Origin of the sequence: Clostridium hydrogenum (genome assembly GCF_021432385.1) — a bacterium.
GTDB lineage: Bacteria > Bacillota > Clostridia > Clostridiales > Clostridiaceae > Clostridium_S > Clostridium_S hydrogenum.
Window position 1 is genome coordinate 922,954 of sequence record NZ_JAEACT010000004.1, and the last position, 21,426, is coordinate 944,379.

Sequence of the window (21,426 nt, forward strand, 5' to 3'; positions counted from 1 at the left end):
TACAGAGTACAGTGATGGATAATTTTCAGCTGCCGCTGAAAATTTTACAACTTAATTGGGCTATCGCCCAAACCTCTCTCACCGAAGGTGAACTATTTATTCAAAGATTTGCCTGACGCAAGGAAGGCAAATCCTCCTTCACTGTACTTTGTACTTTGTACTTTGTACTTTGTACTCTGTACTCTGCTTTCTAGTCTGTATAAAATTCCATTGAAATAGTTTTTTCAACTTTATTTAAAATCGCAACTATTCTATCTCCATTTAGTATTTCTATGTTTTCGCCTTTTTCAATGTTTCTTCCTGATTTTTTCACTATGCATTCAGATTTGTTATCTAATATTAAACACTCATTTCCAAATTTAAAATATAAGTTTTCTGTTTCTGCAAATTCTTCTTTTAGTCCCAAGACTTCATATAAACTGAATTTGCCTGTATAGCCTTCAAGAAGCTTATATTTAGGTGACATTACTTCTCCAGTGCTTTCATCTCTTACTTCAAGCATAACTCGTCCAAAGCCTTTTCTTCTGCCTTTCTTGATTGAGTTTATTATAAATAAAGCTAAAGCCAAAGCAATTAAAAGCACTATAATTATTACAATTATTTTTACTGTACTTGAAGCTTTAGAGGTTGTAACTACTCCATTTTGCACAATTACTTTTACCGGATTACTTTCCCTGAAGAAGCTATTTCCATCAAGCTTAACACTAACTTCATAATTACCTTGCGTATCAAATTTATACTTTCCTGTATAATTATTTGCATTTTTAGTTAAATTACTTTCTTTTATGGAATTATCCTTTAAATTTTTAATTATAAGCTTAGCATTTACGCCATTGTACACGCTTTTGTCAGATACTTTTTGTCCATTACTCATAAGGTAAGCTGAAACATTTATGCTATCACCTTTTTTTATTGAAGTTGGACTTATACTTGTGCCTACTGTTAAATCATAATTATATACAAAATTTACTTTTATATTGTCCCCATTTACACCTTTTACCTTAAGTGTCCAGTCACCTTTTTCTGGTTTTAATATTTTAAGCAGAGTATACTTTTTCGATGTAGATACATAGGCTGCTTGAGATGGCAAAGCTACTTCCTTTCCCTTATTATCCTCAAGCTTAATTTCTAAAGGCTTACTGGAAAGCATCGATATATTTGCCTCTGCAACATCTGAATTTGGTATATTTATTTTAACATCTTGAAAAGCTCCATTTGCAGTTATTGACCCTCCATCTTGAACCTTTACTTTTGAATTATCAGCATATATATCTGTAAGTATTTTGGGTAAATCTGCTGCCGTACTTGTTATATAGCTTTTCCCACCAGTGCTCTCTGCTATATTTGCAAGTAGTGCTTTATCTACAGTTCCATCATAATTAAGTCCTATTGTATATACTTTATATCCCTTACTTTTAGCCGTTTCTATCGCACTGTTTAAATCTTTTTCTGAATCGGCCTCACTTCTTGCAGGATCATTTTTTCCATCGGATAGAAGTATTATGACTGGCCTGTGTCCACTTTCATGTCCATTGTCCATCAAACTTACAGCTTCCTTTAATCCCATTCCAGTATCAGTTTTTTGTCCAAGCTGTATTCCATTTATCATATTTTTAATATTTTCTTTATCAGCTTTTGAATTTACAGCATCCAAACTGTGTTCCCGTACTATATTATCAGAGTACGCTACGAGTCCAAATTTATTCCCTGAATCCTCACTCATATCTAGAAACATTTTAATAGCTTCTATTCTAATTTCTTCTGGATCACTTTCCTTCATAGATCCACTAGAATCAAGTAAAAATACCGTATCTAAATTTGAATGTGAAACACTTTCTGCCTGAACCTTTGGTATGTATAAAGCTTGTATTACAATTATCAGCATAATTAAAAAAAGCCGATAACTTTTTTTCAAAAATATTTTCATAAAAACCCTCCGAAACAGAGTACAAAGTACAGAGTACAGAGTACAATGAAGGTTAGTTTTCTGTCTATACGGAAAACTTTAAACTTAATGGGCTGACGCCCAAACCCAGTATGCCATTATCAGCAAAACTAATACCATACGTTTAAAGATTTACCTGACATAAGGAAGGCAAATCCTCCTTCACTGTACTCTGTACTTTGTTCTCTGTACTCTGGTTTTCTTCTATTATACCTAAACTATATCATACTTTTTGTGTCAAAATTCTTAATAATTTATTACATATTTCTTGTAATCCAATTAATTATTTCTTGATTTTCCTTCAAACCTGTTTTAAAAAACTTGTATGTTGTAAAATTATTATGTATTTTATTTACAAATACTTCTTCTCCATTTTCTATGAGAAATTTTGGGGATTCCTTTTTTATATTTACATTATCCAGCATATCACTTTTGGCTAAAACAAATGCAGTTGGCTTTTGTATTCTTTCTCCTGGTTTTAAATTATAATTCTTTTGAAGATTTAAAATAGTTGTATCTAGTACATCACTTAATATATACGTTTCATTATTAAAATTTTTAGCACTACCTACAGAAAAAGCATCAATAATAAATATAAACCCACTGTTGTATTCATAATATTTATGTTGCTTTAAATTCTCACTACTAATAAAGTCTTTTCCTTCTGTTTCAACAACCATAATGTGCTTTTCTTTGCCTGTTTCATCTTCTATTATTGTCTCATAAAAAACTTCTTTTCCCGTACTTATTTTACTTAGTTCACTGTTTTCTATAAATGTGCTTTTCCCACTTCCCCTTCCGCCTATTACTGCAATAACAAAAGATTCAATCTCCGGAATAGGATTTTCATTGCCACATGTGGGACAAAGTGTTTTTAATTTTCGCTTTCCATAGGCAGTTACAGGTATTTTATATCCACAACTGCATTCTATACTAAATACACCATTATTGCTAGGTTCAAGACTGTGATATACAGTTCCGCATTTTGGACATACATATCTAGGTTCACTGTATTTTGTAAAACAATTAGGGCATATACTATAGCTGACTTTATTATGCATATATACTATTCCAATTAATTTTACAGCTTCAGCAGCTATACTCTTAAAAAATTTATTTATTCTTTCACTAAAAGGAATATCATCATTACTTTCACTTACATTTACGCTAGCCTTACCAGATATTTTTTTCGGCAAAACAATCACAGCTGTTGCAGCATAAATCACACCTTTACCTATGCTTAAGGTTATAGAAGAAATAATTTCATGCACTGGTCTAAATATAACCATAGCAACCTTAACTAAAGCAAATAATAGCAGCACTATAAGAAATTCCTTGATTATAAGAAGCAATATACCACCACCAATCCTTTTTCAGAGTACGGAGTACAGAGTACAAAGTACAGTGAATGTTAATTTTCTGCTAGCACAGAAAATTTTATAACTTAATGGGCTAACGCCCAAACCCTCTTTCTTCACCGAAGGTGAACCAATAAGTTCTAAGATTTATCCAACGCTAGGCGTATAAATCCTCCTTCACTGTACTCTGTACTTTGTACTTTGTACTCTTTTTTAATTATTTTTTATAAATTTTCTGTTGAAGCTTATTAAAAATCGATTTTCCTTCTGATTCTTTCTTTGCTGCCTTGTACATTTCCATCCATGTCCTTATTGCATCCCTTGTTTCTTCTCCTCTTGTTGAATTTTCAATAGTTTTCTGGATATATTTATCATAGCCTTCAATACGGTTTGTATCCACACTAGATATATTAATAACTATATTTTCTTCTATGTCTTTAAATTGTTTCTCTGAAAATAAACTTTGACTTTTTATAATAAAACAAATAAAATCCAAATAAATTTTATTTGTTCCCTTAGAATCAAAAATATCCTCCATTGCAAGCATATAAGTATTAAAATATGTTACCATATATTTTTCATACATAAGTATCCTTTTCATTTTCATATGTGACAAAATGTCATTTAATAGGGGACATATTATTTTAAACATCAAGTCTAAAATTGCCTCATACTTTTCCTTGCTAATACCATCAAACTTAAAAATATCATCATTGCACAAAAACTCTTCTATATAAACTTTTTCATTATAAAGTGAATCTGCGCATTGAATTATTTCTGAAATATCAGGTCTAATATCCATTTTATACAAATACTTTATATTGTCAATTTCAGCTATAATAGCTATTTCAGTTTCATCTGGAAGCTTAATAGGAACTAAATTTTGAAATTCATCCACAAGCCTTTCTGAAAGTTTTTTACCTAAATTTCTTTCAAGCTTTCTTGTTCTAATGTATTTAGTAAGATTTTCATAAAAGCTCATATTAAACTCATACTTTTGTAAAACACTAATAAGGACTTCTAATGCTTCAGAAAAATATCTGTTTCTATAGTCTACATTTTCATCGAATATGTTAGTACAGTAACTATTAAAATAGCTAACCTTGTCAGTTGTACTTCTAATTTTATATTTAAAGGACTCTATTAATATGTCAGCTCCATGCATTTTTTCAACAAGCTTTTTAACTATTTCAGTTGATTTATAAAAAGAAATTTCATATAAAATATCCGTATAACTTGAAACTAACACAATATAATTTTCTCTTGCTGTGCAAACCTCATAAGCTATGTTAACTACATTTGAAAAATAATCTGCATAATCTTGAACATATCTAAGTGCATGCATAAATTTATTTTTATCACCTAAAAGTACCTTGAGGCAAATAACTATAAATTTTTTAAAGTTAACATTTTTTCCAAAATACTCCCATGGTATTTTAAGCTCCATAAAATCTCCAATTATACTACAAAAATAAAACTGAGCATGCCTTGGTAATCCACCTTCAAGATAAACAGCAATATTCCGGAGCCTCTCACCATACGCAGATTTTGAAACAAACTTTTGAAGATTATCTTCGTTATAATTTCTTATATCCTGGTAAAGTTTTAGTATATCTTCTATGTTTATATCCTTACCATCTATAACCATGAACTGAATTGAATCAAAGAAAAATTCATATGCTTTATTAATATATTCAGGTTTCTCGGTAATCTTTGATATCCTGAACAGGAATTTAAACATAACCTCTGCCATTTTGAGATTTAAATTTGTAGTTATTTTATTTAACGCTTCAGCATCAATTGTACTCATTATTTTCTCAAGAGTACTTTCCGATCCATATTTATTTGCAAAAGCTATGGCATTTACAGCATCCACATCATTTACTTTTTGAAGTCCATTGTTTATTATGCTAAATAAATTTACACAGTTATCTATATTTGAATCTACCTTTTTATAATTAAATGCCTCTATAAAGTCTATAATATCTTTTCTATAATCTTTTATTATTGTATATTCAAGTGCAGCTTGTTTTGCAAATTTGGTTTTTAACTCCACTTCACTACTATTTCCTAACTTAAAATTAAATACATTAAATTTATAATTTTTGTTTGTGTTGTTTAGCTGAGTTCCTAAATTCTCCTCTAAGCCGCCACATAAAAATTCTCCAGCATTAAAGGCATTAAAGCTATAAGTATTAAAAGTTATACTGTTTGCCATAGAAAGTGGCAATGCCATAGTTGCTGCTGCAATCCACATATGTAGGTTTTTAGGATCATCTGAAAAAACAATTTTTTTATCGCTTTCTTTAGCATCAATAATACCATCAATTAAATCATTTAAACTTTTAGTTCTTTTTTTGAGAGAAGCTCCCTTTAAAAACTTTTCAATGTCAGAAGTAGTTATAAAATCTTCCTCTAAAATATGATTTAATATTGGAAGTGGCCTTATATCTTCTTCATTTTCCTCTTCCTCTGTAAGTCCATCTTTAAAAATTCTTGAATTATAAATTTCGATTGGGTAAAAAGGTAGTTCTCCAGCATCCCATATAAGCACATGGCAAAAATAATTTCCAAATCTACCCGAATAATCCTTTCCTTTATATTTTATTTTACAAATACATGATTTACCATTTTTTAATTTAAAAAAAGAGAAAGCTATAGGAAAGTTTTCTTTTATTTCTTCATCAGTAGGATTACTGGTCAGGCTACTCGGCTCTATATAATTGCAATGCCTTTCTATTTCTTGCCTCTCTTCTTCAGTAATTCCTTCTGACATGGAATAGGTTTGAAATCCCATTCCAGAAGTTAATCCCTTTTTACAAGAGGTATAATATAATTGATATATCTTCATAGGTAAGAATGTCACTTCCTTTTTTCAGCCTTTATAAGTTTGTATTTCCAAAGCAACCATAAAAAAGGATCTTCCACTCTGTGTGGTCTCAATTTTTGTATTTTATTACTTTCTGGGTTACATCCAAGTGCCGTAAGCCCAAAATATGCATAGTCTTTAAAATTAGCACTTAATTGATTTGTAAAGTTAGTTCCTCCCCATTCCTTTACTAAGGCTTCCATAGTATTATCAACATCCTCAAAATCAGCTATATCAAATTTTCCCTCTTCCACGTGTTTGCTCGGATAATTAATACAGCAAGACTTTCCTATTATCTCTTCCAATGCATCAATTTTAGAGAATGCAACTGCAACTGGTATATCTATTGGATTTTCTAAACCTATACCATTTGCCTTCCTTATTAAATTGGCAGTTCTTGAAAGCAAGTCATCTATTTCCGTATTTTGCTCTGGAAGCTTCATTCCCTTTGGCATCTTTTCTCTTACCTCTGGAAGTTGAAGAGGATCTAAAAGGAAAATGATTCCTGAGGAATTATATATATACTTATTAACAGTTTTCATTGTATCTTCCTCGTTCAAATCCTCACCTGCTGTATCAAAAAACGCTATTGTAACAACTTTTTTCACACTATTTCCTTTAATTAATCTCGCAAACTTACTTTTCTCTCTAAATGAAAGAGTATACAATAAAGGCTTACTCACGCTTTCATCAGTTTTAGCTGAACGTGTGATTTTTATAAGTTCATTTTTTCTAAACACAGGATAGTAAAAATCATTTCTATATCTTTTTATAGTGGCATCATCTATTGCTTGAAGACTGCAATCAAAAGCCGCACCTATTTCATTCATTATTTTATCTATTAATACTGCCATGTAATGGCTTTTTCCAGCTTCCTTTGCACCTATTATAGCAAAAACTAAATCATCATATTCACCTATTGTATATGGAAGCTCCGAGCCACAGGTTGGGCATACTTTTGTAGTTGATACTTCCCCACATTCACTACAGTGCATGGATTTTGGAATTTCTTTAACTTCTGTATTTTCATTAAACATTATCTTATTATTTTTAGCATTTAAACATATTTGTCCATCTTTATTGTATCTTTCATTTTTGCATATAAATCCAACTTCATTTAAGCCATGTTTTGTAAAACAAAATGGACATATATAGTAATCTTTCTTACCAAAATTCATAACTTCACTTCCTATTTGAAATATAATTCTCTCTTTGCTGGTGGTATTATCCTAAACATTGAACTATTTCTTTCATCCTCTAAAAATAGCTTAATATATGTGTTTTTCTTTATTATATTAATTGGTATTTCAACTTCCACAGTCTCATGCTTACCTATTTTTATATAATCAAATTTGTAGATTTCCTCACCGTCAGATTTGAAAACAGGCATGTTTCCTTTTTTCGCAATAAGTACTGTAGGTGGCATGTTAACTTCCTCAGATGACGTGCTAAATATTATACTTACAGCTTTAATACCATAAAATAACTTTCTTTTAACCTTTAATTCATATGAAATTTCACTTGGAGACTTACTTACAATAAGTCGTCTCTTTCCTTCAAGGTAATTTATTTCACCATTAGCCTCGATAATTGGGAAAACACAAAAATAATAATTTTCCTCTTTAATTTTGTGAATTGTAAACTGTCCTATAGTTTCTCCGTAATTTTTTTCTACTATTATTTTTACAGCACTGCTATCATCAGGTTTTGTAGGAAATTTATCATTTCTATATAAAATTAATGTCTTTTTAACGCCATATGGCCAATCCCAATCTATTGAAAGCTGATTATATTTAACCTCTCCTCTTATAACTCTTATATTCTCAGGTAACCTACCGGGCTCAATATCTTCTACTTCTTTCGCCTCGTATGATACTTTTTCTGGCTTCTTCACTTCTTTAATCTTAATATCATCATCAGTATCATAATTCTTTTCATCTTCAACTTTTGTCTTATTTACACTTAAATTTTCTTCTACATCTTTAATAGCAGAAATTAAAATGGCATCACTAATTTCAATATTTTCCTTCTGTATTTCTTCATTTGGAGCTTCTTCGCTTTTAAATTTTAAAATAGCCTCATTTATTTTATCTCTGTCAATTCGTATGGTGTCCCCAAGATTAATATTTTCTTGTTCCTTACTTTCACTTTTCTCTCCAATTTTATATTCTTTAACATCATCTATCTCTTCCGCATTATTTTCAATTTCATCTTGCTTACAAGGATTTATATTCTCTGAATATTCTTCTATATACTTTTCATTTTGTGTAAGCTTTGAAATTTCTTGTCTTATTTCCTTTTCTGTAAATATAGAAAATTCTTCTTTAAAGTTATTTATTTCATCTTGTGTAATGTCATCTTTTATAGACAGCACTACTTCTATTTCATCCTTTAATTCGCTAATTGCCTTTTCTTTGTTTTCACAATCCAATAAATTCACCTCAAATCACTAGACTATGATTTTAATTATAAATTTATTTAGTTTGGTTGTCTACTCTCTTTTGCTTTTAAACCCAAGTAAATCAGCCACTTTCTGAAGCTTAATTTATTAAATTTTCTTGAACAACACATATTAAAACAGAGTACAGACATTGCACTCTGTTTTAAATTGTATTTTATGTAATTTTTTGCTTGACTTTTGTTTCCTACAAGTGTAATCTATAAATACGTACTACACTTGTAGGAAGGAGATAAATTTTAATGAATAATAAGAAATGCAAAATATCTGATGCTGAATGGCTTGTAATCAAAATACTGTGGAAAGAACCTCAATTAACTTCTACTCAGATAATTGAAAACTTAAGTTCAAAAACTGATTGGAAACCAAAAACTATTCATTCGCTAATTAATAGACTAGTTAATAAAGGAGCTTTAGGCGTTAATAAGGAAGGTCCTCAATTTAAATTTTATCCACTTTTAAATAAAAATGATTATGTCATGGAAGAAACTAAGTCCTTTATTAAAAAAGTCTACGATGGATCAGTTAATCTCATGATTAGCAATTTCATTAATAACAAAAGTCTATCTAAAAATGAAATTGAGGAATTACAACGCTTGCTTGATGAAGGTATGAAAAAATGAAAGGTATGGTGAAACCTTATGGGTTTAGCTAATTTATTTCTACAAATTGTATCCTTATCATTAATGGGCAGTATATTTGCACTTGTCATTTTGCTAATAAAAGCTATCTTCAGAAAAAAACTCAGTGGCAAATTTCATTACTATATTTGGTTTTTACTTGTACTAAAACTTACAATACCATTAAATCTTCAACCTCAATTAAATACCTTTAAATTTATTAATAATAATTCTCAAAAATATGATGTGTCTTCAGTAGTAAATAAAAACTTTTCCAGCATTACAAATTTAAATACTAATACGGCTTATCAAGTTACTGCACCAAAATATAATTATGCAAAACCAATAACTGTACACAACACATTTAATTTTAAAACAGCCTCCCTAATTTGGGTTATTGGAATCTTACTGATTATATCATATATAATTTTTGTGAATATAATGTTATTAATCAATATAAAAAGAAATTCTATTTGTAATAGACATGATGTAAATGACATATTAAAAGAAACTAAATTAAAACTTGGTATAAACTCAAAAATACCCATTATTTGCAGCAACAATATAAAATCACCAGCTGTTTATGGAATTATACACCCTAAAATATTAATTTCTCAACATGTTATTGATAGATTATCTTTACAAGAACTAAAATTTATATTTTTACATGAATTAATTCATATAAAAAGGAAAGACCTAATAATAAATGTAGTCATTATGCTTCTTCAGGTTATATATTGGTTCAACCCATTAATTTTATACGCACTTTATGAGTTTAAACAAGATTGCGAGTTAGCATGCGATGCCACCGCCCTCTCCGTTTTAGATTTTAGCGAAATTAGAAAATATGGTGAAACTATTATTACTATGCTTAAAATACTTTCAAAACCAAATTTGTTTATTGGAACTTTAGGTTTTTCTAGTAGATATAGTAAAAGGAGAATAATTATGATCTCATCATTTAATAAAAAATCAATTACAAGTACTGTTATAGCTTTATGTTTAATATTTATGGCTGGTTGTTCAAGTACGTCTAAAACTCTGAGTAGTAATTTAAACAATACTACAAATACATCTAATGCAACTGCTTCTTCCAATAAAAATGCTACAAATACTTCTTCAAGTAGTACACCCAAAAATTCCGTAATTAATTCAATTAACTCTGAACAAAATTCTAATTCACAAAATATACTTCTTAAAAATATTAAAAATTCAGCTTCAGAAGGTAAAATTATAAACTCCGATTTTGCGGTTTATACTACTTCTATTCAGATTATCGAAGCAAAATTGGGAAAAGCAGATAGAGAAGATTCTGTGCCACAGATTAAAAATAGTAAATTTTACACTTATTCAAAATACAATGTCGTTTTTGGAGTTAAAAGAGGGCAAGTTTTTGAAGTAAGGTCATTTGATAGTAGATTAAGTCAACTATCCCTTACAATGGTAAGGAGTTTTTTCGGAAATCCTGTATACAATGTAACAGTTAATGGCCAAAAAATTATTGGCTATACAACATTGGTCATAGACAACAAGACGCATGAAAAATATAAAGTTAAAATTGAATTTGTATTTTCTAAACCTTTAAAGGGTAATAATGAGCCTATATTGAATCATTACTTTGTTTTAGATCCTCGTAGTACAGCTGATGATATGGCAAATGATCCAGGAATACAATGGTAGATGTATAGTCAAAAGACTGTTACAATAGCAATTGAATTCTATTGTAATAGTCCTTTTATTTAATAGTTTCTATACATTTTCATCGAGTAGCATACTCCAGGTTGCTGGTCCTACAATTCCATCTGCAGTACGTCCGTGATTTGATTGCCAGCTTTCAACATATGACTCAGTTATACTACCAAATGTACCATCAACTGAAGAACCGCAACGAAATTGAATATATCGCGTTGCATATTCATAATGAGGATATGCAACGCCATCTGTAGGTCTTGAAAAAATTTGATCTGAAGCCCCTTCTGTCATACTTCCCCAAATACCATCTTCAGTCAATCCCATAATACCTTGAAATTCTTCAATGCCTGATGTCGTAAGAGGTCCCTGTATACCATCTACAACTAAACCTAGCTTAAGCAAAGTATTTAACTTTTGCTGAATTTGTGCAACACTATTATCTGTAGGTGTAGGCTGAACATTGCCTGATAAAACGATACTATCAAAACAGTCTCTATCTACATCACCAGAAATACCGTCAACTTGTCCATACCATGAATATTGAATACCTGCATATCCATTTGTACCTGAAGGTGATGTTCCTGGCTCTGCTATCCAAATTTTATTTAATGCTAAACCAGTATTATCAGCAATTGAATGAGATCCATAAAATATCAAATTAGAATTTTGAGCCATAAACTGGTTTATAAAGCTGTAATCAGCATTATCAATTTCATAATCTAAGCAAGGTTTTAAATCTTGTCCATAACCACTTATTGCATTCATAAAGTAGTTATATTCTGCTGTAGGACTATTTGTAGAAGCAAAATGATAAAAACCAACTAATATTCCAGCAGCCTTTGCTCCATTATACTGAGAATTCATTAACGGGTTGGTATATGATACTCCCTCAGTAGCTTTTATATATACCATTTGAATACCACTATTTTTTACAGAACTCCAATTTGTAACGTTTGTACCTGAAAATACATCTATTCCTTGATACATTTGTAAATCACTCCTTAAATTTCTACTTATTTTCAATCGATTGAATTTTTATTTACACTATATATATAAGAATTTTGCTTTATTTTGTAAACTTTAGTAGTTAATATATTTTTTCATATTTTTAAGTGCTCTGTTTTTAATTCTGTTAATAGCTTGTCTAGATGTGCATAGTCTACTTGCTATTTCTACATCACTATATTGAAGAAAAAACCTTTGTATTATTATGTCCCTTTGTAAATCAGATAGGTTGTCCAATAAATTTTTAATCAAAAGAGAATTATCAGCACTTATATAATATTTATCGGTACATGTGTCTAAATTCAACTCTGTTTCTATTCCTTCGATTTTACTCTTCTTTTTAGATAGGTATATATATTTATTTTTTATAGATTTACTTATATATCCAACTATACATTCATCTTTCTGCAAATATTGCTTATCAGCTATAGGCATAAAAAGTACAGTTTCTATTAACGTAATTATTAATTCTGATTTTGCATCATCATAATTCAATTTTCTTGCATATTTCTTTATCAAAGGATCAAATTTATTCAAAATTTTCATTAGTGAATTTTCATCTTTGTTTTTTGCACTAATCATCATAGTATACAAATTATCCATAATACCCCTCCATATTTTTTATATGGTTAAAAGATAAAATGTTCTATTTTGTAAACCAATTATTTTTTTACATTTATAATATATAAATATTTATCCATAATACTCAATTTATTACTTGTTTTGTACAAAACAATAGAAAGGCGGTAAAAATCTTGTAATACAAGATTTTTACCGCCTTTCTATTAAATAAATTGGCTATGTTTTAAATAAGTGTTGATTTTCACACTTATCTAAAACATAGCCAATTTATTTAATATCCTGCGATACACTTACTTCGCATTAGTTTTAAATTTTTCAACAAAGTTATTAAGTTCAATTGCCACAGCACTTAATTCCTCTGCGCTTGATGCAAGCTGTTCAACTATAGCTGATTGATTCTCTGCTGCTTTAGCCACCTCTGAACTTTCACCTGCTGTAAAATGTGCAATCTCTGCAATAGAAGAAGTAAGTTCAACTATCTTTGTTGAATTATCCACTTCATCTTTTGTAACATTAACAGTCTCATCAATATCCTTTACTATACTGTTTACGGAATTTATAATATACATAAATGCCCTATCAGTTTCATTAATAGCATCTACTCCAACTTTTACCGTCTCTCTTCCATCTGCTGCTGATTTTACAGCTTTAGAAATTTGACCAACCATTTCATTTATTAGGTTGTCTATCTCATTTGCTTGTAAAGTGGTTTGTTCTGAAAGTTCTCTAACTTCTTCAGCAACAACAGCAAATCCTTTTCCGTGTTCTCCAGCCCTAGCAGCTTCTATTGCCGCATTTAAGGCTAAAAGATTTGTTTGTGACGATATTCCATTTATGGTTCCTATAATCCCGCCAACTCTTTTGGAAAGGTCATTTAATACTCCAAGGATATTTGCAGTTTCATCTGCGAACTTACTTATATCCCCAATAGCATTAATCGTGCTTTCAAGTTTATTTCTTCCTTCTTTTGCTGTATTCATTGTATACTCTGAATTTTTCTTAGATTCAATTGCCTTCTCCTCTGCAACCTTGACAAGGTCTGATAATTCATTTAATGCAGCTGAGGTTTCCTTAACAAGCTGATTCTGCTTGTCAGCATTATTAGCAACCTGTTGTATACTAGAATCTATTTGCTGAGTTGATGCACTTATCTCCTCACTTGAAGCTGAAAGTTCCTGTGAAGATGCTGTAAAATCACCCGAACCAGCTCTAATTTTATTTATAATTCCAGCTTGATTTTCAATCATTACATTAAAATTCTCACCTAAATCTTGAATTTCATCTTTAGTATTTATATCAGCTTTAACTGTTAAATCACCATTTCCAGCAGTTTTCATAAGTAATTTTAGTTTTTCAATAGGCCTTATTATATTTTTTTGGGTTATACTAGAAGCTATTAAAACACATATTACAGCTGAAATTAAAGCTATTATTACTGTTCCTATTTGAATCATATTTAAGGTTTGTCTATTTTCGCCTAGGTTTGCTGAACCAATTGCTATCCATCCATCTACGCCTACTGATTCATAATACACCCTTTCAGTTCCATTATCACCTTTATATGTACCAAATCCGCTTGTGCCACTTTTCATTTTAGCTACAAGTTTTTTAAGCTGAGTATCTTTGGCACTTGATAAGTTTTGTGTAAATGATTTGCTCTTAGTAGGATGGTAGATTACGAGCCCTGAACTATCTATCATATATACAAAACCTTTGTTACCTATTTTTATTTGAGAAACATAATTTGCAATATCATCAAATTTTATTGTTCCTACTACTGCACCAACAACTTTATCATCTTGTTTTAAAGGATAAGTAATAGCTATTACTCTATTTCCTGTAGTTTGTGACAATTCAATTGCACTTGTATCTGGAGTTCCTCTTAAAGCACTTTGAACAGAATCATTGCTGCTTAAATCAATATTTACATTTTCATCATCACTAGTAATTATTTCTTTTCCTTGCCCATTAACTACTGATAACATTTCTATCTGGCTACCATTTTGCATTTTTAGCTGACGCAAATAATTATATACAGGATCTCTTAAGCTCTCATCACCAGCTGCAAGTCCTGTAAGCTGAGGATTATTACTTAATTGCTGAACATAATTATTTACCGATGTTACATCTTGATTTATTGTATTAACAGCTTGAGTTGCTGCTGACTTGGCTAATTCATCTATTTTTTGATTAATTGCCTTTGATGCCATAATATCTGAAAATGCACCTAGCGCTATAAGCGGAATAATAATAAATACTAAAAATAATTTAATCAAGGTGTTTTTTAAACTCTTTTTCAATTTTCTTACCTCCTCCGTTAAAACATATCTGCTACAAGTGGGTATCTTCATACTACATTTCTACATAATTCGTATATCGTGGGGCAAATTATGTAACAATTGCTCAAAATTTCTCAATACTTTCTTAATATTTATTATAGATTATTTATTGCAATTTTTCCATAAAAAAAGTGCAATTATTTTCTTTTTTTTAAATAATCGCACCTTTTTCTAATGATTTATTGAAGCCATTTTATTTTTCCACACTTGTAATTCTCTTTATCTTAGTTATAATATTTCTAATTTTTTCATTTTCACTTAAGGGCTTATACATTTTTTGCCATTCCCTACGGATTTTTTTCGCCTCTTTATTTTTTGAAATACTACTTATAATATTATCCATATATTCATTAAAATTACCAAAGTCATATATCTTTGCTTTTTCAAGACTTGAAACTATAAACTTTTCAATATCCCTATATTGTTTTTCCGAAAATAAGTTCTTACTTTTTATTATAAAGCAGACAAAATCAAGATATATTTTATATGAATTTTTTACATTAATATTCGATTCATCACTATAGCTTAAAATTTCACTCATTTCATTTAAATAAGCAGTAAAATACACATTAAAAAATTTATTATACATCAACATATTCATCATTTTCATATGACTAGAAACATCTTTTAATTGAGGACATATAACTTTAAAAAGCAAGTTTAATGCTTTTTCATATTTTTCTTCATCAATTCCTTCAAAATCTAATTTCTTTTCATAACATAAAAATCTTTCTACTGAAATAGTCCTCCTATTAAGTAAATCTGCAAAATGTATCATTTCAGAAATATCGGGGCTAACTTCCACATCATAAAGCCTTTTTATATAATTCATTTCTTCTATAACACTTTTAGAACTTTCTGAAGGGATTTCAATTTGAGCAACATTTTGAAACTTATATACAAGCTTTGAAGCCAAAAGTTTTCCTATATATTTTTCTAAATTTCTTTCTTCAATATATCTTGTAAAACTCTTATAAAACTCTATGTTAAAATCATAATTATTAAAACTTACAAGAAGTTCCTCTAATGCAAGTGAAAAATACTTCTTCCTATATTCCTCATTTTCGTCAAAAACATTAATGCAATACTTTATAAAGTATTTTTTCTTATTGTCCGCATTCTTTATTCTATTTTTATAGACAAATATAAGTATATCACCGCCATAATTCTTATCCATAAGTTTTGTATTCATTTTTTTAACTGTATCTGAATCAAGTTTAAGTAGCAATTCGCTATAAGCCCATATTACTACATTATAGTTATCCATAGATGAACACAATTCATAACTTATATTCATTATATTTGTAATATATTCTAAATCCTTAGCTATATACTTAAGTACATCTCTAAATTCATTTTGAGAATTAATTAATATTTTGAGACATAAATCAACAAATTTTTTTAGGTCAGAACTATTATCAAAAATGTTCCAAAATACTTTTGATTTTTGCTTTTCTTCAAGAGCTATAAATTCTCCAAGTAAACTACATAAATAAAAATATGCATGCCTAGGTTTACCTACATTCTCAAGGAAAACAATTAACCTCTCTATTCTAATGTCCTCCGCTGTCTTTATAATAAATTTTTCTATACTAAACTCATTAAATTTCTTCATATTATCACAAATTTCCATTATCGTAGTAGCTTCAACCTCATACATATCCGAAACTAAAAAGTGAATACAATTAAATAGTATGCTATATGCTTTATCTATACATTCTTTATTATCAGATAAGCTTAAAGTTTTAAGCAAAAACTTAAATATAATTTCTATATCTTTTTGTGGTACACAGGATATCAAATCCATCAATTCTTCTTCATCCATACGAAAGGTTATCTTTTCAAAAATGCCTTTTGAACTATAATCATTTGCAAAATCTAATGCTTCTATTATATTGCTACAACTTGCTTCTTTAAACCCACAATTTATTACTTCAAATAAAATTTGTATATAACTTATTTTCCAATCAATTATTTTATAATCAAAATAGCCCATAAATCTAAAAAAATTCTCTATTGTTTCACCATTAGCCTTAAAACCACTTTCTTGAAACTCTTTATTTGTTATAAGATATTCCTCTTTTACATTAAATTTCAAAGTATTTTCTAATCTTTCAAAACAAGTCTTATTGCAATCTAAAACAAGTATATGATAGAAATATTGACTTTCTTTTACAGCACTTACCTTATAAATACAGTACTTTCCGCTCCTTAATTTAAAAAATGGTAATATTGGTGTCACGAGATTCTTTTTATTCATGGACATATCCTTAAAACAACATGAAATGCAGCTATTTTCTATTTCCTCTATTTCTAAGCAATCCAATTCTTCAGGAATAGTAGATTTTTGGCTTTCTATATTTAGTGTTTTATCATCACTTTCAATATTATAATATAGTTGGTATATGTTCATAAATAGCTCATCACTTCCTTTTGCTTTTTATCCTTATTATTAATTATAAATTTCTTTAATAATATTGTCTACTTCACAAAACTTTAAAAACCATGTAAAATAGCCATTTCTCGCAGATTAATTTATTAATTTTTCTTGAATTTTTTATTTATGTTTTTTAACTTTTAGTAAAGATTTAAATAAACAACTTGGAAATTGCAATTTGGATTTTTAAGATGGCATATTCTCTTTACTCACTACTCTAAATTATGATATCATTAATTTTATTAGAGATAGTGAAACTAGAAGGGATTGATTCCATTGAGGGGAAAAAATAACAAAATCATACTTGGAAAAAAGCTTCTATTTATATTTTCAATATTAGTTGCACTTTTCATTTTCTTAGCAGGTAGGCTTTTTTATTTAATGTTTATAGATTCTAATTGGCTTCGTCAAAAAGTTGCAGCTCAAAATACACTTGATATAACAATTCCAGCCAAGCGTGGTGATATACTTGATAGAAATGGGGACAAACTTGCTACTAGTGTTGATGCTTATAGAATTGACGTTGATATGAATACCTTAACAAGTTATTTAAAAAACAAAATGACAAAAGAAGAACTTGCAAATAAATTATCACCAATTTTAAAAATGTCATCAGCTAAAATTTTAAAAATACTATATCCAACTTCAGATGATGGAGTTCAAGTTAAATATGTAACTCTTGCAAGACAAATAGACAAAACCGAATCAGATGCAGTTAAAGCTTTAAAAGTTGATGGACTTGTAATTTCCTCAGATACCAAAAGACAGTATGTAAACAATAATTTTTTGGCTAATGTCCTCGGTTATACCAACTTGGAAAATAACGGAGTGGCAGGAGTTGAATTGAGTTATAATAAAGAGCTCTCTGGAATACCAGGTAGAGAAAAATTAGAAACAGATGCTGCTAAAAATCAACTTCCGTACAACGATTCAATTAATGTTTCACCAATAAACGGAAAAAATGTTGTTTTAACGATTGATAGAAATATCCAACTATATGCCGAGCAGGCCGCTGAAGAAGCCTTAAGTAAATATAGTGCCAAAGCAGTTACAATAACTGTAATGGATCCTAAGACTGGTGAGGTACTTGCTATGGTGAATAAGCCTGATTATGATCCTAATAATCCACATACAGAACCTAGCAACACGAAAATACCAATTTATCAGCTTTGGCAAAATAGTGCAGTTCAAACTACTTTCGAACCAGGTTCAATTTTCAAAGTAATAACTGCTTATACAGGACTTGCAACAGGCACTGTAACAGATCCCAATGCATATGCTTTTGAATGTAATGGAAGCACTAAAGTTGATGGTACTCCAATAAATTGCTGGAAGTTAGATGGTCATGGTGCAGAAAATTTCATCGATATTATAAAAAACTCCTGCAATGTTGGTTTTGTAGAATTAGGTTTAAAAATTGGAAAACCAAATTTACTTAAGTTTATAGATATGTTTGGGTTTGGTCATAAAACTGGTATAGATTTACCTGGAGAAGCTTCCGGAATAGTAAATCCAGCTAATAAAATACACAATGTAGAATTGGCTAATATGGCTTTTGGACAAGGTATAGGTGTAACTGCTGTACAGTACATGTCAGCTTTTAACGCTGTTGCTAATGGTGGAACTTGGATAAGGCCTCATGTTATGAAACAAATAACTCATAATGATGGTGGTAAAACAGTAGTTGACAAAAACTATGATAACTTTGGCAAAAAAACTATATTAGATTCAAACTTATCTAGCCAACTTAGAACTTATTTGAGACACGTAGTTTCTGACAAAGGTGCTGTTGGATATGCAGCTGAAATTCCCGGATTAAATATTGCTGGTAAAACCGGAACTGCCCAAATTCCAGATCCTAAGACTGGTGGTTATAATCATAGTAACTACATAGCTTCCTTTGCTGGAATGGCTCCTATGGATGACCCTAAAATAACGGTATTAGTATCAATTACTGATCCTAATACCGCAAATGATAGTTATTACGCTAGTTCAACAGCAGCCCCTACTGCAAAAGAACTATTTCAAAACATATTTACCTATCTTGCTCAAGAGGGTAAATTTACTTGGCCAACCCAAGGCAGTCAGGGAACTCAACCGTAAATATTATAATTTAAAATTAAATCTATATGGAGGTAAATATGGCTATAGTGTTAGAATTAATTTTTATTGCTATCATGCTGGTAGGCTTGTTTTTACTTATTAAGGATAAAAGACATAATAAATATAATAACATATCGTTAAATCCTAAATATAAGAAAAAAGCATTCTTAATTATTCTTTTCACTAGCTTAATCTTCTATATTATAGGCTATGTATTTAAACTATATTTTCTTTACCCAATTACAATTAAAAAAAGTGGCTTTAATATTAGTATTGTTTCAATTGTTTTATTAATGATTGTTTGTTCACTATTAACATATGTATTTGATGCTATAAAAAATAAACAAAGCTAAGAGGCTACCACACAAATAATAAAAACACGAACCATTATTCAGAGTACAGCTGACAGAGTACAGAGTACAGTGAAAGATGATTTACCTTTCCTTACGTTAGGTAAATCTTAAACTTAACTGTTGTCAGCTTCGCCGACAACAGTAATGCCACGATTGCTTACGCAATCAAAAATAAGTTTTAAGATTTTCTGTAGCAAAGATTATTAATATACAAAGTTTTATTGCACTACTATTGACAGTGCATCTACTAAGTTAAAGAACCTACATGGGCTTAAGCCCAAACCCCTAGTAAGTGTATCCTTCACTGTACTTTGTACGCTGTACTCTGTACTCTGAATTTTACTAAACATTAGCATATCTATTTAATTCTTCCCTTATGCTTTTCCATTCCGGTATAAAATGCTCTAAAAAATTATAAAATTCCTTCTTGTGATTTAAGTATCGAGTATGACACAGTTCATGAACTATTACATATTCTATGCATTCTTCTGGGACCTTGATAAGATTAGAATTTAAAAGTATTTTATTTTCAATTGGGGTATAACTTCCCCATCTTGCCTTCATTTTTCTAAAAGCCAACTGTGGCTTATTCTCATATATTTCTTTAAATTTTTCACAAACGTTATCATAAATATTTTTCAATTTAGCTAAGGCCATGTCACTATACCACTTTTCCATAAGCCTTTTTTTATAATCCATATCATCCTTTTTCTTGGCACATATAAAAATATCATTTTGAAAAATAAATACATTATTCTGGCTGCTCTTCATTACTCTTAGCTTGTACGATTTGCCTAAAATATAAAAAACTTCCCCATCCTTGTATTCATGTTCTTTAATTATTCTTAGGCTTTTTTTCATTCTCTCTCTATGTTTTAATATCCATGAAGTTTTCTTTAGCACTAATTCCTTCAAATACTTCTTAGAGGTCCTCATAGGTGCTATTACTTCCACGCTTAAATCAGGTTTTATGGTTATTTTTATAGTTTTTCTTCGCCTATATGCAATAAGAACCTCAACTAATTCATCCCCAAATTGTATTAACATATTCTTTCCCTTCTCTTTATTTATCTTAGGTTTTTACAATAAATCCGATGACGGTGCTGATGAATTATTCTGAACGTATGGTAACACATTTACAGATAACTTTCCAAACACCTTATTATCAATATATATATCCAAATCCCATTTACCTTTTTTGGGGAATTTTAATGATAGTTGTTCTTTTGCAACTGAAATATCGTTTGATTCACCAGGTATTTTTATATGCCCGTTCTTAGAAACTTTCCCAATGCTTGCAAGCTGAATTTTATTTCCATCTTGACTCTTGCCAACAATTGTTAAGCTTTTGCCAATAATATTATCCTTATCTCCCCATAAATATAATTCTGTATCAACAAACACTTTTTCTCTAAAAGTTTTATTTGCAATTCCAAACTTACTTTTTTGACCTATTAACTGTATTAGCTGAGATTCCCCACCTAAAACATAAAAATTTTTAACACTTTTATCGTCTCTTATATCTTTATTAATCTTAGCTATTCTTTTTTCAGAATTTTTATTACTAACATATTCAAAATTACTGTAATAAATACCTATTACAATAACTATTACACTCAATACCAACAGAAAGCATGCTAATTTTCGCTTTTTCACACAACCTTC

At 29.6% G+C, this 21,426-nt stretch carries 15 protein-coding genes; 4 read left to right on the forward strand and 11 right to left on the reverse strand.

Annotation, left to right across the window (positions count from 1 at the left end; translation table 11 throughout):
* Positions 1–190 precede the first annotated feature (190 nt).
* The 5 genes from CUEA01_RS22475 to CUEA01_RS22495 form a co-directional block, all read right to left on the reverse strand.
* The gene (locus CUEA01_RS22475; RefSeq protein ID WP_234124435.1) at positions 191–1,927 is read right to left on the reverse strand and encodes a vWA domain-containing protein; all 1,737 of its coding nucleotides are present in this window, start codon (positions 1,925–1,927) and stop codon (positions 191–193) included.
* Between the two features lie 275 nt (positions 1,928–2,202).
* On the reverse strand, positions 2,203–3,297 hold the full coding sequence (locus tag CUEA01_RS22480) for a hypothetical protein (protein WP_234124436.1): 1,095 nt from the start codon (positions 3,295–3,297) through the stop codon (positions 2,203–2,205).
* Positions 3,298–3,520: 223 nt separating this feature from the next.
* Entirely contained in the window at positions 3,521–6,154 is a 2,634-nt protein-coding gene (locus CUEA01_RS22485) for a GAP1-N2 domain-containing protein (protein WP_234124437.1), read from the reverse strand.
* A gap of 11 nt (positions 6,155–6,165) precedes the next feature.
* Positions 6,166–7,350 (reverse strand): hypothetical protein, encoded by a 1,185-nt coding sequence (locus CUEA01_RS22490; RefSeq protein ID WP_234124438.1) that lies wholly within the window; start codon positions 7,348–7,350, stop codon positions 6,166–6,168.
* 11 nt (positions 7,351–7,361) lie between these two features.
* On the reverse strand, positions 7,362–8,603 hold the full coding sequence (locus tag CUEA01_RS22495) for a hypothetical protein (RefSeq protein ID WP_234124439.1): 1,242 nt from the start codon (positions 8,601–8,603) through the stop codon (positions 7,362–7,364).
* Positions 8,604–8,872: 269 nt separating this feature from the next.
* Here CUEA01_RS22495 and CUEA01_RS22500 point away from each other — a divergent pair, with 269 nt between their 5' ends.
* Together CUEA01_RS22500 and CUEA01_RS22505 are read left to right on the forward strand one after the other, a co-directional pair.
* Positions 8,873–9,253, forward strand: coding sequence for a BlaI/MecI/CopY family transcriptional regulator (locus tag CUEA01_RS22500; RefSeq protein WP_234124440.1), 381 nt, complete (start codon positions 8,873–8,875; stop codon positions 9,251–9,253).
* An 18-nt stretch (positions 9,254–9,271) separates the two neighbouring features.
* A complete protein-coding gene (locus tag CUEA01_RS22505; RefSeq protein WP_234124441.1) occupies positions 9,272–10,930 on the forward strand; it encodes a M56 family metallopeptidase in 1,659 nt (552 codons plus the stop codon).
* A gap of 69 nt (positions 10,931–10,999) precedes the next feature.
* Here the strand turns inward: CUEA01_RS22505 and CUEA01_RS22510 are convergent, their stop codons facing one another.
* The 4 genes from CUEA01_RS22510 to CUEA01_RS22525 form a co-directional block, all read right to left on the reverse strand.
* Positions 11,000–11,929 carry a GH25 family lysozyme gene (locus tag CUEA01_RS22510; protein ID WP_234124442.1) on the reverse strand — a complete coding sequence of 310 codons (930 nt, stop codon included), beginning with the start codon at positions 11,927–11,929 and terminating at the stop codon, positions 11,000–11,002.
* Between the two features lie 93 nt (positions 11,930–12,022).
* Positions 12,023–12,550, reverse strand: a complete 528-nt coding sequence (locus tag CUEA01_RS22515; protein WP_234124444.1) for a sigma-70 family RNA polymerase sigma factor — start codon at positions 12,548–12,550, stop codon at positions 12,023–12,025.
* A 269-nt stretch (positions 12,551–12,819) separates the two neighbouring features.
* Positions 12,820–14,829: a methyl-accepting chemotaxis protein gene (locus CUEA01_RS22520; RefSeq protein ID WP_234124446.1), complete on the reverse strand. Its 2,010-nt coding sequence runs from the start codon at positions 14,827–14,829 to the stop codon at positions 12,820–12,822.
* Between the two features lie 232 nt (positions 14,830–15,061).
* Positions 15,062–17,281: a hypothetical protein gene (locus tag CUEA01_RS22525; RefSeq protein WP_234124448.1), complete on the reverse strand. Its 2,220-nt coding sequence runs from the start codon at positions 17,279–17,281 to the stop codon at positions 15,062–15,064.
* Between the two features lie 300 nt (positions 17,282–17,581).
* Here CUEA01_RS22525 and CUEA01_RS22530 point away from each other — a divergent pair, with 300 nt between their 5' ends.
* Positions 17,582–19,408 carry a peptidoglycan D,D-transpeptidase FtsI family protein gene (locus CUEA01_RS22530; protein ID WP_329604022.1) on the forward strand — a complete coding sequence of 609 codons (1,827 nt, stop codon included), beginning with the start codon at positions 17,582–17,584 and terminating at the stop codon, positions 19,406–19,408.
* Between the two features lie 38 nt (positions 19,409–19,446).
* Positions 19,447–19,761, forward strand: coding sequence for a hypothetical protein (locus CUEA01_RS22535; RefSeq protein ID WP_234124449.1), 315 nt, complete (start codon positions 19,447–19,449; stop codon positions 19,759–19,761).
* A 342-nt stretch (positions 19,762–20,103) separates the two neighbouring features.
* On the opposite strand, the gene CUEA01_RS22540 is transcribed toward CUEA01_RS22535, so the two are convergent.
* Together CUEA01_RS22540 and CUEA01_RS22545 are read right to left on the reverse strand one after the other, a co-directional pair.
* On the reverse strand, positions 20,104–20,808 hold the full coding sequence (locus tag CUEA01_RS22540; RefSeq protein WP_234124450.1) for a M48 family metallopeptidase: 705 nt from the start codon (positions 20,806–20,808) through the stop codon (positions 20,104–20,106).
* A 33-nt stretch (positions 20,809–20,841) separates the two neighbouring features.
* The gene (locus tag CUEA01_RS22545; RefSeq protein WP_234124452.1) at positions 20,842–21,417 is read right to left on the reverse strand and encodes a hypothetical protein; all 576 of its coding nucleotides are present in this window, start codon (positions 21,415–21,417) and stop codon (positions 20,842–20,844) included.
* Positions 21,418–21,426: the final 9 nt, after the last annotated feature.